14 protein-coding genes and 1 rRNA gene are annotated in these 14,576 nt (G+C 72.9%); 5 read left to right on the top strand and 10 right to left on the bottom strand.

What is annotated here, in order from left to right:
- Nucleotides 1-209: ribosomal RNA gene (locus IC605_RS20460) — 16S ribosomal RNA — on the top strand; the annotation flags it as partial.
- A gap of 92 nt (nt 210-301) precedes the next feature.
- On the opposite strand, the gene IC605_RS20455 is transcribed toward IC605_RS20460, so the two are convergent.
- The 7 genes from IC605_RS20455 to IC605_RS20425 form a co-directional block, all read right to left on the bottom strand.
- Nucleotides 302-808 carry a CarD family transcriptional regulator gene (locus tag IC605_RS20455; RefSeq protein WP_216328440.1) on the bottom strand — a complete coding sequence of 169 codons (507 nt, stop codon included), beginning with the start codon at nt 806-808 and terminating at the stop codon, nt 302-304.
- A gap of 311 nt (nt 809-1,119) precedes the next feature.
- Nucleotides 1,120-1,866, bottom strand: coding sequence for an ABC transporter permease (locus tag IC605_RS20450; RefSeq protein ID WP_216328438.1), 747 nt, complete (start codon nt 1,864-1,866; stop codon nt 1,120-1,122).
- Nucleotides 1,863-2,792 (bottom strand): ABC transporter ATP-binding protein, encoded by a 930-nt coding sequence (locus IC605_RS20445; RefSeq protein ID WP_216328436.1) that lies wholly within the window; start codon nt 2,790-2,792, stop codon nt 1,863-1,865. The genes IC605_RS20450 and IC605_RS20445 overlap by 4 nt, the downstream gene beginning before the upstream one ends.
- On the bottom strand, nt 2,789-3,925 hold the full coding sequence (locus IC605_RS20440) for an ABC transporter permease (protein WP_343216679.1): 1,137 nt from the start codon (nt 3,923-3,925) through the stop codon (nt 2,789-2,791). Before IC605_RS20440 ends, IC605_RS20445 begins: the two co-directional genes overlap by 4 nt.
- A 159-nt stretch (nt 3,926-4,084) precedes the next feature.
- The gene (locus IC605_RS20435) at nt 4,085-4,987 is read right to left on the bottom strand and encodes a glycine betaine ABC transporter substrate-binding protein (protein WP_216328434.1); all 903 of its coding nucleotides are present in this window, start codon (nt 4,985-4,987) and stop codon (nt 4,085-4,087) included.
- A gap of 86 nt (nt 4,988-5,073) precedes the next feature.
- The gene (locus IC605_RS20430; protein WP_343216678.1) at nt 5,074-5,391 is read right to left on the bottom strand and encodes an HU family DNA-binding protein; all 318 of its coding nucleotides are present in this window, start codon (nt 5,389-5,391) and stop codon (nt 5,074-5,076) included.
- A gap of 329 nt (nt 5,392-5,720) precedes the next feature.
- A complete protein-coding gene (locus IC605_RS20425; protein ID WP_216328431.1) occupies nt 5,721-6,470 on the bottom strand; it encodes a HesA/MoeB/ThiF family protein in 750 nt (249 codons plus the stop codon).
- 160 nt (nt 6,471-6,630) lie between these two features.
- Between IC605_RS20425 and IC605_RS20420 the strand changes: the two genes are divergently transcribed.
- From IC605_RS20420 to IC605_RS20410, 3 genes are all read left to right on the top strand, one after another.
- Nucleotides 6,631-7,200 (top strand): glycerol-3-phosphate acyltransferase, encoded by a 570-nt coding sequence (locus tag IC605_RS20420; RefSeq protein WP_216328429.1) that lies wholly within the window; start codon nt 6,631-6,633, stop codon nt 7,198-7,200.
- Nucleotides 7,197-9,299: a hypothetical protein gene (locus tag IC605_RS20415; protein WP_216328426.1), complete on the top strand. Its 2,103-nt coding sequence runs from the start codon at nt 7,197-7,199 to the stop codon at nt 9,297-9,299. The genes IC605_RS20420 and IC605_RS20415 overlap by 4 nt, the downstream gene beginning before the upstream one ends.
- Nucleotides 9,300-9,572: 273 nt before the next feature.
- Nucleotides 9,573-11,267 carry a stalk domain-containing protein gene (locus IC605_RS20410; protein WP_216328450.1) on the top strand — a complete coding sequence of 565 codons (1,695 nt, stop codon included), beginning with the start codon at nt 9,573-9,575 and terminating at the stop codon, nt 11,265-11,267.
- Between the two features lie 325 nt (nt 11,268-11,592).
- On the opposite strand, the gene obgE is transcribed toward IC605_RS20410, so the two are convergent.
- From obgE to rplU, 3 genes are all read right to left on the bottom strand, one after another.
- Nucleotides 11,593-12,900, bottom strand: a complete 1,308-nt coding sequence (obgE, locus tag IC605_RS20405) for a GTPase ObgE (RefSeq protein WP_216328424.1) — start codon at nt 12,898-12,900, stop codon at nt 11,593-11,595.
- Nucleotides 12,901-13,092: 192 nt separating this feature from the next.
- The gene (gene rpmA, locus IC605_RS20400; protein ID WP_216328422.1) at nt 13,093-13,368 is read right to left on the bottom strand and encodes a 50S ribosomal protein L27; all 276 of its coding nucleotides are present in this window, start codon (nt 13,366-13,368) and stop codon (nt 13,093-13,095) included.
- 26 nt (nt 13,369-13,394) lie between these two features.
- Entirely contained in the window at nt 13,395-13,697 is a 303-nt protein-coding gene (rplU, locus tag IC605_RS20395; protein WP_216328420.1) for a 50S ribosomal protein L21, read from the bottom strand.
- Between the two features lie 510 nt (nt 13,698-14,207).
- On the opposite strand from rplU, the gene IC605_RS20390 reads away from it, so the two are divergent.
- Entirely contained in the window at nt 14,208-14,570 is a 363-nt protein-coding gene (locus tag IC605_RS20390) for a YkvA family protein (RefSeq protein ID WP_216328418.1), read from the top strand.
- Nucleotides 14,571-14,576 lie beyond the last annotated feature (6 nt).

The raw sequence follows: 14,576 nt of genomic DNA, 5'->3' as shown, positions 1-14,576 counted from the left end.
GTGAAGGTGGAATCGCTAGTAATCGCGGGTCAGCATACCGCGGTGAATACGTTCCCGGGCCTTGTACACACCGCCCGTCACACCATGGGAGTCAATGGCAGCTCAAACCACCGGGAGCTTCACGGCAGGTGTCTAGGCTGTGGTTGATGACTGGGGTGAAGTCGTAACAAGGTAACTGTACCGGAAGGTGCGGTTGGATCACCTCCTTTCTACACGCTCCGCATCCCTCTTCATCTCCCTGTTCCTGCTGATTCCACACCCCCCGCCCTCGCGGGGGGTGTGCGTTTTGATGTCCCTTACCTCAGGCGGGCGTCTCGTTCCAGGCGTGGTCGAGGAATTGCCTCACGTCGCGCGTGCAGGCGTCCTCTTCCAGGCCACGCACTTCCTGCTCCAGCAACCGGATGGCGCGCCGGAACGCCTGACGGTCGAGGTCCGGCAGGCCGCGTTCGATGTTCCAGCGGCGCAGCTCGCAGGTGAGGGTGGCGAGTTCGTAGGGGTCGCCGCTCACCAGGATTTCGGTGACCCGGCGGTGGCGGGCGGCCCACTGACGCGGGAGATTGAGGTCGGCGCTGGTCTGGAGGCGGCAGAGCAGGTCCGGCATGTCCTGGGTGGTCAGTGCCGCGCGCATGCCGGTGCTGAGCGGATCGCTCACGGGCACGTAGGCGCGGCTGGCGGTGTTCGGGAACTCGACCTGATAGTAGGCGTGCGTTTCTCCCGCCACCGGGCGCTGGCAGGTGCCGCTGACGACGCCGATACCGTAGGGCGGAAGGACGACGCGATCACCGATCCGGAATGCAGGGCTTTTCACCGAGGTCACCTCTCGTGTTGCCGGACTGTTGTCTCTTTGGCGGTGAGCGTTCCTGCGAGCATCCGCCGAACCCTCGTCCCACGGGCGGCGTGGGGCCGCGCTCCCTCCCGGCTACCCCGCCAGACACCGAAATGCCTTCGGCCCAGCGCGGGGCTGGGCCGAAACGTCGGGTCAGGAAGGGAGCGGGGTCAGGGGCGACTCTTGCGCGGTCCACAGGGCATAGGCGACAGTCTGGGTCCGCATGATTCTCACCTTATCAGCCCTTGATGAGAGATAGGTCACACTCCAGCTCCGGCCTGTTCGGAGGCGGCTCAGGCCGATCCCCGGTCAGGGGGGGCGATCAGCCCGAGCAGGCTGTCCAGGCTGAGGGCCAGCAGGGCGGCGAGGAGGGCCCCGGCGACCACCAGGGCCGTGTTCTGCTGCGAGAGGCCGTCGATGATGGGGCGTCCCAGCCCGCCCGCGCCGAGGGCGGCGCCGACGGTCGCCGTGCCGACGTTGTAGACGGTGGCGGTGCGGATGCCCGCCAGCAGGACGGGCCGGGCGAGCGGCAACTCGACGCGCAGGAGGCGTTGCCCCGCCGTCATGCCCATGCCGCGCGCCGCGTCGACGACCCCCCGGTCCACCGCGAGCAGGCCCGCCACGCCGCTGCTGACGACGGGCACGAGGCCGTAGACGACCATGCCGAACAGGGTGGGCGCCCAGCCGAAGCCGAGGGCCGGAACGGCGAGCGCGAGGACCGCGAGGGTGGGCACGGTCTGGCCCAGGCCCACGAGCGCCTCGGTGAGCAGCCGCAGGGCCCCCCACCCCGGCCGGGTGACGAGGGCGGCGAGCGGCACCCCCAGCCCCACGACCACCCCGGTGGCGAGCCCGACCAGCCCCAGGTGGGTGAGGGTGAGCGGCCAGGGCGCCGGGTCGAGGGTGAGCACCGTCCCCGGGGAGAGCGGGCGCAGCAGCCACGGCAGGGTCCCGGGCCACAGGCACAGGGCGAGCAGGGCGGGCCAGACCAGCACCCCCCGGGGCACGCGCCGGGCCGGGCGGGGGAGGGTGGCGGCGGTCATTCCCCCTCCCGGACGCGCAGGTCCCGGACCCGCAGGACCCCGAGGGGACCGCCCGGTCCCACGACGGCGAGGGCCTCCGACCCCTCGCGCAGCAGGACGCCGAGGGCGCTGCGGGCGTCGAGCGAGCCTTCGACCGTCGGCAGCCCTGTGGGATCACCCGGCCGCGCGTACTCGGCGGCGGTGTGGCCCGCGAGCACGCGCAGGGGAGCGTCTTCGCCCAGGAACTCGCGGACGAAGGGGTAGGTGGGACGGGACAGCAGCTCGGCGGGCGGGCCGAACTGCACCAGGGACCCCGCCCGCATCAGGGCGAGGCGGTCCCCGAGACGCAGCGCCTCGTCGATGTCGTGGGTGACGAGGACGACCGTCTTATGCAGCCTGCGCTGGATGTCGCGGAAGGCCCCCTGCAAGCGCTCGCGGGCGAGGGGGTCGAGGGCGCCGAAGGGCTCGTCCATCAGCAGGACGGGGGGGTCGGCGGCGAGGGCCCGCGCCACACCGACCCGCTGCGCCTGCCCGCCCGAGAGTTCCCCGGGCCGTTTGTCGCGGTAGCTGGCGGGGTCGAGCCCGACGAGGTCGAGCAGTTCGTCCACCCGTCCCCCCACCCGCCGCCGCTCCCAGCCCAGCAGCTCGGGCACGGTCGCCACGTTCTGCGCGACGCTGAGGTGCGGAAAGAGGCCGACCTGCTGGATGACGTACCCGATGCCCCGGCGCAGCGCCTCGGGCCGCAGCTCGCGGGTGTCGCGCCCGCCGAGCAGGACCCGCCCCCCGCTCGGCTCGGTGAGGCGGTTGATCATCCGCAGGGTGGTGGTCTTCCCGCAGCCCGAGGGCCCGAGGAGCGCGGTGACCTCCCCCTCCGGGAAGGTGAGGCTGAGGTCGCGCACGGCGAAGGCGGCGCCGTAGCGTTTCTCCAGACCCTGGAGTTCGATCATGCGCCGCCGTCCAGGGCGACCCGTCCCAGCCTGCGCCCCAGGAGCAGCTCCAACCCGCGCAGGGCCGTGTCGAGCGCCACGGCGAGGAGCGCGGCGGGCACCGCCCCGAGCAGGATCAGGTCGGCGGCCCCGCTCTGGAGCCCCTTGAAGATGTAGGTGCCCAGCCCCCCCGCGCCGATCAGGGCGGCGACGGCGGCGACCCCCACGAGCAGCACCGCCGCCTGCCGCACACCGCTCAGCCACACGGGGAGCGCGAGCGGCAGCCGCACCCGCCAGAAGACCTGCGGGGCAGTCATGCCCATCCCGCGCGCGGCGTCCACCACGTCCGGGGAGACCCCGCGCAACCCCACCACCCCGCCCCGCAAGACGGGCAGCAGCGCGTAGAGGGTCATCGCGCTCAGGGCGGGGGCCACGCCGATGCCGCGCACCCCGAGGTCGCGCAGGGCGGGCAGGGCGTTCGACAGGGCCGAGAGCGGCGCGATCAAAAGCCCCAGCAGGGCGAGGCTGGGGATGGTCTGCACCCCCGAGGCCAGCCCCAGCAGCGCCCCCGCCGCCCGCTCGCGCCCGCTCGCCCACACGGCCAGCGGCGCCCCCAGCCCCACGGCGAGGGCGAGGGCCCCGCCCACCAGCCGCAGGTGCCCGGCGAGTTCCTGCGTCCAACGCGGTCCCTCGCTCTGTCCCTCGACGATCACCGACCACGCCGAGAGGTGCCCGCCCAGCCCCAGGGCGAGGACGCCGGGCAGCCACGCCCACGCGAGGAGCCGCACGCCGGGGGAAGGGGAGACCAGCCGCGCCCCGTACGCGGTGATCCCCGCCCCGAGCAGGAACAGCCACACCCCGCTCGCCGCACTCGCCCGCGCGAAATCGGCCTGCCCGGCGAGGGCCGCGCGGGTCTGGTCCCCGAGCACCCAGACCCCGGCGAGGAGCGCGAGGCTCGCGGCGAGCCCGGTGAGGCGGGGTTGGAGAAAGGCGCTCAACAGGGGCAGGGCGGCGAGCCCCAGCAGCCCCAGAATGAGCGCGGGGGGCAGGTGCAGGTACTCCCCGGGCGCGAGGCGGTTGGGCCGCAGCAGGGCCCACGGGAGCAGCGCCCCCGCCAGCATCGGGAGGGCCCCGAGGACGAGCACCACGGCCACGTCCCTCGGAAGGCCCCTGCGCGGGGACGGGACGGCGGAGGGGGCGGAAGCCGCGCTGGCCTCCGCCCCCTCGTGCCCCGGGGAGATCACGCCCTGGCCCCGGGCTTGTCCCACCGCGGGAAGAAGCCGGGGAGATTGACGCCGCCTCTCCCGCTCACGTTACTTGATCAGCCCCTTGCCCTGGAGGTACGTGCGCGCGACGGCCTGGGCGGTGCGGCCTTCGAGCGCCACCTGCGCGTTCAGGCCCTGGAGGGTCGCCTGGGTCAGGGTGGCGAAGGTCTTGTTCAGCAGCGCCTCGATCTGCGGGGACGCCTTCAGGGTGGCCGTGCGGATGATCGGGGCGGGCTGGTACACGGCCTGCGCACCCCGGGGGTCCGTGAGGGCCACCATCTTCAGCGCCGCGAGGCTGCCGTCGGTGCCGTAGGCCATCGCCGCGTTCACGCCGCTCGTGCCGCTGGCCGCCGCCTGCTGGGTCTGGGGAGGCGTGGCCCCCGCCAGCACGAGCTTCTGGTCGTTCCTGAGCTTGAAGCCGTAGGCCTTTTCAAAGGCGGGCATCGTGTCGGGGCGGTTGAAGAACTCGGGGCTGCCCGCGATCTTGAATCTTCCGCCGCCCTTGAGGTAACGGGCGAGGTCGGCCACGCTGCCCAGTTTCTGCGCCTGGGCCAGCGCCTGCGGCACGGCGATCACCCAGGTATTGTTGACGTTCGCGGGCCGCAGCCAGGTGACGCCGTTCCCCGCGTCAAGCCGCCGGGCCAGGGTGTAGATCACGGCCGGGTCGCCCGCCTGCCCGGGCGCGATCTTCGCCTCCGGGAAGAGGTACACCGCGTTGCCGGTGTACTCGGGGTACACGTCGATCTCGCCCGCCAGCAGGGCCTTGCGGTTCACGCCGGTGTCGCCGAGGTTGGTGCGGTCGGTCACCTCCAGCCCCGCGTTTTGCAAGGTGAGCACGATCATCTGCCCGAGAATCTGCGCCTCGGGGTCGAGTTTGCTGCCCACCACGATGGGCCGGGCGGCGGCACTTCCCAGAAGCGCGGCCAGGGTGAGCGCGAGGACAGTCTTCATGGATGAGCCTCCGATGCGGCCCACCGTAGACCCCCCCCGGGGCGCGGCACGTGAGTCAGGTCACAAAGTGCGGCGCGCTTCCCCGCCTAGAGCGAGCCCTTGAGGGTCGTGGCGACCTTGAAGCGCACCTTGCGGCCTGCCGGAATGGTGATGCGCTCGCTGGTGCCGGGGCGCACGCCCTGACGCTCGGCAGTCCGGGTGACGCTGAGGGTGCCCAGCCCCGGCAGCCCGACGCTGCGGCCCCCGCGCAGGGCGTCCGCCACCACGTCCAGGAGCGAGTCGACCGCCTCAGCCGCCTGCCTCTTGCTGAGGCTGGTCTGGTCGGCCACCCGCTCGATAATCTGCGTCTTGGCGATCTTGCCGCCCTCGCCCCCGCCGGTCTTCCTGCTGCCGTTTCTGGTCATCTGCATCCTCCGAAAAACAGTGGATTTCGAGCGGCCCGGGAGCACAGTAACACACGTCCACGGATGTGCAAGCCCGGAGGTGCAGTCTCAAAAAGACCCGCTGGGTGCCGCTTTCCGGGCCGGGCTGCTGTTCCCGTGAGGACAAGAGGGGGCCCTGGAGCCTGGTTCAAAAGGGTGTCGCTGGCAAAGAGCGTCCGTGTTTCTTTCTGTCTGGGTCGGCGAGACTGTCCACCCCTGTCCTGCGGGCTCGTGGAGCCGTTGGCAAAGGGGCAAAAAGCCCGGCTTCTCCAGGTCGGTGACAAGCCACTTGCGACTTTTGACCCACGTTCTCAGAGGACGGCGGCCTCCCGGCCAGCGCGCAGCCCGATCACCCGCACTGCGCCTTCGAGCGCGTCGAAGGTCCACAGCCGCCCGCGCAGGGGCTCGCCGACGCCACCGAGGATCTTGAGCGCCTCCAGGGCCATGACGCTCCCGACCACGTTGGGCACCGGGCCGAGCACCCCCGCCTCGTCGCAGGACTCGGCGCCCCCGGGGTCGGGGAAGACGTCGCGCAGGCCGAGACCGGGGCCGAAGACGCTCACCAGGCCGCTCGTGCCGCTCGCCGCGCCCCAGACCCACTCGCGCCCGGCCCGCGTGCAGGCGTCCGCGAGGGTGTAGCGCGTCGCGAAATTGTCGGTGGCGTCCACGACGAGGCCCACCCGAGCGACGAGCGCGTCCGCGTTCTCCCCGTCCAGAAAGGGGGCCGTCTCCACCCGCACGAAGGGGTTGAGGGCCTGCGCCCGGGCCGCCGCTACCCCCGCCTTGGGCCTGTCCACGTCCGCCGCCGTAAATAAGGTCTGGCGGTGCAGGTTGCTGGGGTCCACGGTGTCCCCGTCGGCGATCACGAGCCGCCCCACCCCCGCCCCGGCGAGCTGCGCGATCACCGGCCCGCCCAGCCCCCCCGCCCCCACCACGAGCACCGAGGCCGCGCGCACCCGCTCCTGGGCCCCCGAGGCCAGCCACTCGGGCACGAGGAGCTGGCGCGAGTACCGCCGCAGTTCCGGTCGGGAGAGGGCAGGGGAGGGGCCGGGCTCACTCACGGGCCGAGTCTAGAGGAGGGCCCGTGGCCCCGAGGGGAAGGCAGGCGACCTTCGGGGGAGGGTGAGGCGGGGGAAGTCTGGTCCAGTCGGCCCGGCTGTGACCCTCTCCCGGGCTTGACGGCCCGGCTTTTCTCCCGCGCACCCTAGAATGCGCGCTGACATGCCCCTTCTGGTCGCCCTGGCCTCCTTCCTGCTCGGCTCGCTCGTGGCGGGCGTGCTGTACTCGCGCGCGCGGGGAGTGGACATCCGCGACCGCGACCTGCCCGGCGGCAGCGGCACGTACCGCCAGCACGGCCTCGCGGCGGCGCTGGGCGTCACCGCCTTCGACGTGGCGAAGGGCTCGGCCGCCGTGCTCCTCGCCCGCGCGCTGACGCCCGACCACACCTGGGTGGCGACCCTCGGCGTGGTGCTGGGCCACTGCTACCCGGTCTTCTTCCGCTTCCGGGGGGGCGGGGGCATCGCGCCGCTGATGGGAGCCCTCCTCGTGACGGGGCCGCTCACCCTGTTCGGGATGCTGGCCTTCGGGCTGGCGGTGATGCCGCTTTACAAGAAGACGCTGCAAGGGCGGCTGGGCCTGAACGCCGTGCCCTTCGCTACCGCGCTCGCCGTGCCGGTCGGCCTGCTGCTCGCCGCGCGCTTCGGGGGCCTGCCCGACCTCCTCGCGGGGGGGGCGGCGATGGCCGTGCGGGCGGTGCATCTGCTCGCCTTCCCCGAGCGGCGCCCGGCGTGAGGCGCGGGGCCCGGGCGCGGACGGTCCTGTCCCTGCTCGTCCTGACGGCGGGCGCGGCGGGGGCCGACGCCGTGCTGGAGGGCCGCACCCTGAGTTTCGAGGACGGCGACCGGCGGCTGTGGTCGCGCACGTACCCGGGGGAACTCGGCGAGCTGACCGGGCCCGTGACGCTGGACGGGAGCACCTACCTGGGGGTCGGCCCGGTCGTGTACGCGCTGGGCGCGGGCGGGCAGGTCCAGGCCCGCTACGACCTGCCCGGCGAGGTGACGGCCCTCGACGCGGGCGGCGGGACCGTGCGGGTGAGCACCCGGGGCGAGGACTACACCGAACGTTTCACCCTGGGTGACCCCCGCGAGGGCGGCCGGGTGCAGGAACGGGTGGTCTTTCCGCCCGACCCCGGGGTCACCGGCTGGCTGGCCCGGGCGGCGGAGCTGGTGCCCGAGGAAGACCTCGCGCGGGCGGCGGTCCAGGACCCCACGAACCCCTTCCTGGCGCTGCGGGAGGCGCGGGCGGCGGCGGGGCGCGGGGACACCCTCGCCAGCCTGAACGCGGTGCGCCGGGGCCTGGGGAACGAGCTGCCCTTTCCCGCCTGGGTGGACCTCGCCGCCGGGCTGGACGCCGCCGGGTTTCCCGCCGCCGCCGACCTCGCGCTCGACCGCGCCCGCCGGGACGCCGCCGCGCGGGGACTCGACCCCGAGATCAGCGTGAGCCGCGCGGCCCTGTTCGCCTACGGCAACCCCAGCGGGTACGTGGGCACCCTGCTCTCTCAGGGGCGGCTGGGCCGGGCCGAGGCGTGGATGCGCTACCTGCGCGAGCTGCACCCCCGCTTCGAGGGCGGGCCCGCCCTGTACACCCGCTACGCCGCGCTCCTCGACGCGCAGGGCCGCGGCGGCGAGGCCGAGGAGTGGCGGCAGTTCACGCGCTCGCTGCGCTCGGGGACGCTCTACAACCTCGGGGCGGAGGGCCCCCGCGTGGTGCAAGGCACCCTGCGGCTGGTGACGCTGGCGCTGCTGCTGGCCCTCGGGGCGGCGCTGCTGACCCTCACCCTGCGGGTGTGGCGGGCCCAGGGCGAGGACACCCGCCCCCTGGGGGGCCGCTGGGCCTCGTGGGTGCGCCACCCCCTCTCGCGGGCGCGGCGGACGGTCGTCACCTACGCCCCCCTCGGCGAGCGGCTGGGGCTGGTGGCCCTCGCCGCCGGGCTGTTCACCGCCCTCGCCGGGTGGCAGTGGGCGAACACGACCGCCGCCCGGCTGCGCGCCCCCGCCCTGAACATCGGGACCTACGGGGGAGGCTGGTTCGCCGCCCGGCTGGGGGACCTCGACCTGCGCGCGGTGCCCGACACGGCGCTCCTCACGGGGCTCGCCGCGCAGCTCGACGGCGACGCCGCCACGGCCCGCGCCCGCCTCGCCCGCGCCCCCGGCAACGCCTGCGCCCTGAACAACCTCGGGGTGATCGCGCAGGAGCGCGGCGACCTGCCCGGCGCGCGTGAGGCGTTCCGCGCCGCCTTCGCCGCCCGGCCCGACCTCGCCGCCGCCGCGTACAATCTCGGGCTGCCGCCCACCACCCCGGAGACAGTCTTCCAGCGCACCTACCGCCCCGGTGAGCCCCGGTTGTGCGCCCCCGACGACCGCAGCCTCGCCCGCGCGGTGGGCGGCGACCTCAGCGTGAGCCTCGCCCGCGACCTGCGCCGCCCCCTCTCGGTCCTGACCCCCGGCGCGGGCGGAAGCGTGCGGCTCGGCTGGGCGCTGCTCGCGGCGCTGGCGGGGCTGTTCGTCCTCGCCCTGCTGCTGCTCGTGCCCCGCCCGCCGGGGGCCGCGCGGCTGGGGAGGCCCCCCCTCCACCGCCTCGCGGCGCTCCTGCTTCCCGGCTCCGGCCTGCTAGAGGGGGCGTGGGGCGGCGTGCTGCTGCTCGCCTGGGCGGCGGCGCTCGCGGCCCTCGTGCCCCTGACGGGTCTGATCCAGTCCCCCGCCTTCCTCGACCCCGCCCAGCCCGGGGTCCGCACCGTGCTGCTCACCCTCCTGGCGGGCACCTACGCCCTCAACCTCGCCGCGTTCGTCACGGTGGAGGTCCGGGCCGCGCGGCGCCGGGCAAGGGACTGACCCCCCAGCCCTCACCGACCTCGCGGGGTGCTCATCACTCCTTCATCCACCGGTACGGGTCCGCCGGAGACGGGCGGGGAGAATGGACCCTTTCGTCCGCACACGGCGCCCTTTCCCCGGTTCGACCGGCCGGAACCTCGGCGGGAAAGGGACGGAAATGCCCAGACGCGGGTCAGCTTCACCCCGCATACTTCCCGGGTGTTTGTGCGCGTCTTCCCCACCGTCCCCACCCCCCGCACCCTGACGAGGCGCCTCCTCTCCCCGGCCCGCGCCCTGCTCGCCGCCCTCGCGCTGGGCCTGCCCACGTCCGCCGCCGCGCTGGGCGCCGTGCAACTCACCGTCACCACCGACCAGCCCGCCGCCTTCCTGAACGGGGAGGCCGCCACCTTCGTCGCCCCGCCGCGCCTGATCGGGGGCCGCGCCATGCTGCCGCTGCGCGAGACGGCGGCGCTGCTGGGGCAGACCCTCGGGACCGGGGCCGGGCAGGTGCAGGTCGGGCGCCTGACGGTGGACCCGGCGCAGGGGGCCGCCTTTCTCGCGGGCGCCCGCCAGCCCGAGGGCAGCGTCGCCACCGTGGGCACCATCCTGTACGTGAGTGCCCGCCTCCTCGCCGACGCGCTGAACGCCAACTTGAGCGTGGAGGAGGGCGGCCGGACGCTGACCCTCACGGCGCTGCGCGAGGGCGGCAACCCCCTCGCCCCGCAGGCCCGCTTCTCGACCGACAAGGGCGTGTACGCGCCCGGCGAGCGGGTGATCTTCACCGACTACCCCTTCGACCCCGACGGGGCCGACATCGTGAGCCGCAGGTGGAGCGGGCGCCAGGAGGTCTACTTCCAGCCGGGCACGTACACCATCACCCTCCAGGTGGCGAACAGCCGGGGCCTTCAGAGCCCGCCCTTCTCCCGCACGATCCGGGTAGAGGGCACGCCGGTGGATACGCCCCTCACCTACGCCCTGAAGTACGCCGAGCCCGGCGACCGCTTCCCCGACCCCGGGGTCCTGAGCTACCCCGCCGCCCCCGTCCAGGCCGTCTCCGGCCCGGGCTATCCGCTGCTCTTCAGCGACAGTCCCGAGGCGCCGACCCAGAGCGGCATCCTGTACCAGGACACGGTGGCGGGGCGGGCGCGTCTGCTGGCCTACCACCTCAACGCGCTCGGGCGGCCCGCGCGGCTCTACGTCCTCGCGCGCAACCTGGAGCCCCGGGCGGTGGAGGTCCGCACCGAGCGGCTGGGCGAGACGGCCCCCACCCGCATCGAGGGCCTGCTGGGGCAGGTCACCCTGCTCGACTATTTCGCGGGGGCGGGCGCCCACTCCCTGACCGTTCCGCCCGGGGGGAGCGTGCCGGTGTACGCCAGCCCCACCCTCGGGCCGGGGACGGGCGTGAATCTCCTTCAGGACCTCACCACGTCGGGCCGGGTGGAACTCACCTTCCTGATGCTCGAAGAGAGTCTGCCCCCCTCCGCGCAGGTCGCCCAGCAGCTCCCGTACCTCCAGCCCGACGGGCGCCACCAGCGCGGCACCTTCCCGAACGCGGTGCGCTCCCTGCGGGTGAACCTGACCACCCTGCCCGCCCGCATCGTGATCGGGGACGGACAGCTCGACCCCGCCATCACCGGAGTCGACGTGCTCACCGGGCAGCCCCAGCGCCTGCTGGGCAACTACGGCGTCCTGTACGACCTGGAGGTCAGCGGCGCGGCGGGCACGGCGGTGGCCCTCAGCCCGCGCGGGGGGCTGTACCGCGGCGCGATGAACGTGCAGGACGGGCCCCTCAGCCAGACGATCAAGCTGCCCCGCAGCGGCAACGCCCTGACCCCCGATCAGCCTGTCTTGCTGTGGCGCTCGCAGACGGGCCGCCTGAACATCGACTTCGTGCCCGCGAGCGGGAGCAACCTCCCCGTCAGCCTGATCTTCTACCGCACCCAGGTCCAGCCAGGGTTCGGCGGCGTGCTCAAGACGTACCAGCCATGAGGGGCGCGGCCAGCCGCCAGAGAGGAGTCGGAGCGCGGCGGGGTCCAGAACGCAAACGCCCCGACCCCCCGTTTCGCAGTTCGCATCCAGGGGTCGGGAAAGGGGGCCAGCGCTCGGACAGAGGGGGCCCCATCAGTTGAGGGGCAGGCCCCAAATCGTCGGGTCCCCCTGGCTGGGGGACTGGGGGAACAGCCCTTCGGGTTGTCCGGTGACCGCTGTGACCCCCGTTGTGTTGCCGCGTCACCCGGGAGGTGGACGACGCTCGCAACGGACCGGAAGGGAGGAGGGACCCGGGTGCTCGCAGGGCTTCCCGGGCCCGCCTCCTTCACCTTGAGTCCTTGTCCTCGAAGTACTCGAAGCGGAAAGTGCCGATCTCCACGGTGTCGCCCTCACGCGCCCCGACCCGCTTGAGCGCGTTGTACAGGCCCTGCCGCTTGAAGAGGCCCGAGAGGTACTCGGCGGCGTCCTCCAGGTGGCGGGCAAAGCGCACGATCCGCTCCTCAAAGCCCCCGCCGTGGACCTCCCACACCCGTTCGGGCGCCTCGCCGGGTTTCTCGGGGGCGTCCTCGCGGAAGGTGATCGAGAGGGGTTCTTCCCGCACCTCCTCCGCCCCGACCTCCAGCGCGTGCGTCTGTGCCCACAGCTCGCGGTCGGGGAGAAGCTGGAAGAGGGCGTCCCGCAGTTCGGATAGGCCCAGGCCCTCCTTCGCGCTCACCCGGAAGACGGGCAGGCCGAAGCCCGCCAGCTCGTCCTCCGCGAAGGCGGCGAGGTCGGCGTCCACCAGCTCTCTCTTGTTCAGCGCCACGCACGCCACGTTCTCCAGCAAAGTGGGGTCGTACGCCTGGAGCTCGGCCTGAAGCTGGCGCATTTCGCCCACCGGGTCGCGGGTCACGTCCAGCACATACACCAGCAATCGGGTGCGGCTGATGTGCCGCAGGAACTCCAGCCCCAGCCCCTTGCCCTCGGAGGCCCCCTCAATGATGCCGGGGATGTCCGCCATCGTCAGCCGCTCCTCCCCGCCCTGGCTCTCCACGACGCCGAGAATGGGGGAGAGGGTGGTGAAGGGGTAGTCGGCGATGGCCGGGTTCGCCCGCGAGAGGGCCGCCAGCAGGCTGCTCTTGCCCGCGTTGGGGTAGCCGACGAGCCCCACGTCCGCGATCAGGCGCAGCTCCAGCCGCACCCGCCGCTTCTCGCCCGGGGTGCCGAGTTCGGCGAAGCGCGGCGCCTGCCGGGTGCTCGACACGAAGGTGGAGTTGCCGCGCCCGCCGAAGCCCCCCCGCGCGATCACCTTCTCCTGTCCCACCCGCACGAGGTCGGCGATGACCCGCCCGGAGTCGCCGTCGAAGGCGGTCGTGCCCACGGGCACCTCGATCACCACGTCCCCGCCGTCGGAGCCCTGACGCAACCTTCCCTCGCCGTAGGCCCCGTTTTCGGCCTTGAACTTGCGGCGCCCGACGAGCCGTTCCAGGCTCTCGACGCCCTCGATGGCGCGCAGGACCACGCTGCCGCCGCGCCCGCCGTGACCGCCGTCGGGGCCGCCCTTTTCCATGTACTTGGCGCGGTGGAAGCTCATGCTCCCGTCGCCGCCCTTCCCGGCCTGGACCTCGATGTCCAGCACGTCTCGAAAAGCCATAGCTTCACCTCCTCCGAGCATTCAACGAGAGTGAAGTCGTCACCCTGAGCGAAGTGAAGGGCCCTCTGCCTTCAAGACGAGCCGCTTCGCCCTGCTCAGCATGACAGCCTGTTCACGCCGATGCTCCAGAACTTCCTGCAAAAAAACACGCCCCGCCGCGTGATGGGCAGGGCGTGCCTGAAATCGCCGTGCTCAGTCGGCGGCGACCGTCGTGCCGGGGGCCTGGACGCTGATGAAGCGGCCCTTCTCGCCCCGGTTGGTGAACACGACCTGCCCGCCCACGAGGGCGAAGAGGGTGTGGTCGCGGCCCATGCCCACGTTCGGGCCCGCCTTGAACTTCGTGCCGCGCTGGCGCACGAGGATGTTGCCCGCGACGACCTGCTCGCCGCCGAACTTCTTCACGCCCAGGTACTTGGGGTTGCTGTCGCGCCCGTTCTTGGACGAACCCACGCCTTTCTTGTGTGCCATCTCAATTCACCTCAGCCCTGACTGTGTTAGCCCTGAATGCCCAGAATGCGAATCGCCGTGTAGCCCTGGCGGTGCCCGGTGCGGCGGCGATACTGGATGCCGCTCTTGTACTTGCGGATGTAGATCTTCTTGCCCCGGCCGTGCTCCACGACCTCGGCCTGCACCGTGAAGCGGCCCGCGCCTTGCCCGAACACGACCTGCTCGCCGCCCACGAAAAGGGGCGTCAGGGTGAACTGGTCGCCCGCCGCGCCCTGGAGATTCTCGACGCGCACGACGTCGCCTTCCTGCACGCGGTACTGCTTGCCGCCCGTCTGAATGATCGCAAACATCTTTCCTCCTGCCGCGCCCGCCCGAAAAACGCTGCTCCGGACGCGCACACAAGGTTCTCCTGAACCCGAGTCAGCCCCGCCGCGGGGGCGAGTCACCAGTGGAAAATCCTAGCACACCGCCAGCGGACAGGCCAGATACGGACGGCGCCCGAACCGGGAGGGAGACACCGGAACGAGCCAAACCACCACCCGCCCCCCAGGGGGAGCGTTTTTCTCGGTGATGTGCCGTCCGCTGTCTCCCGCGTGTCCTCGCGGTACACGCCCGCTCACCCGCAGGTGAGCTCTCTTCCCGGTGACCTCCAGGCGGGGCGAGGGTGCCCCGAACCGGGGGAGAGTGTAGAGGATGGGCGGGGTGAAGGGCCCGGGTTGTCGGAGGCCGTGACGGTTCACCCCCTCGCGAGTCCCCCCTCAAGGGGCAGGAGCAAAAGGTGCTCGCCCTGTGTGGTCGTTCGGTGGGCGGGGGCATTCCAGCCACGGAACCCTCGCCCTTCCCGCACCGTATCTGTTCCCGTGACCTCTCGACTTCGGCTGTTCTGGCGAGACGCGCTGGCGCTGCTGTTCGCGGTGGGGGACCGGCGCACACCCGGGCGGGCGCGGCTGGCCGCCCTGCTCGCGCTCGCCTACGCGCTGAGCCCGGTGGACCTCCTGCCGGACGCGATTCCGCTGATGGGCTGGGGGGACGACCTGCTGGTGGTGCCGACCATTCTGGCGCTGGCGGCGCGCGGGCTGCCCGCCCCGGTGCTGGCGGACGCGCGGGCGCGGAGTCTGGGTCTTCAGCGGCGCCTGCCGTGGATGCTGCCCGTGTTGGGGGTGAGTGTCCTCGTCGGCATGGGCCTGCTCGGCTGGGCCCTCCTGCGCGGCCTCAGCGGTTAACACCCG

The sequence above is a fragment of the Deinococcus aestuarii genome, from assembly GCF_018863415.1.
Taxonomy (GTDB): domain Bacteria; phylum Deinococcota; class Deinococci; order Deinococcales; family Deinococcaceae; genus Deinococcus; species Deinococcus aestuarii.
The sequence above is the reverse complement of the archived record's forward strand: the minus strand, read 5'-3'. Positions and strand labels throughout refer to the sequence as shown.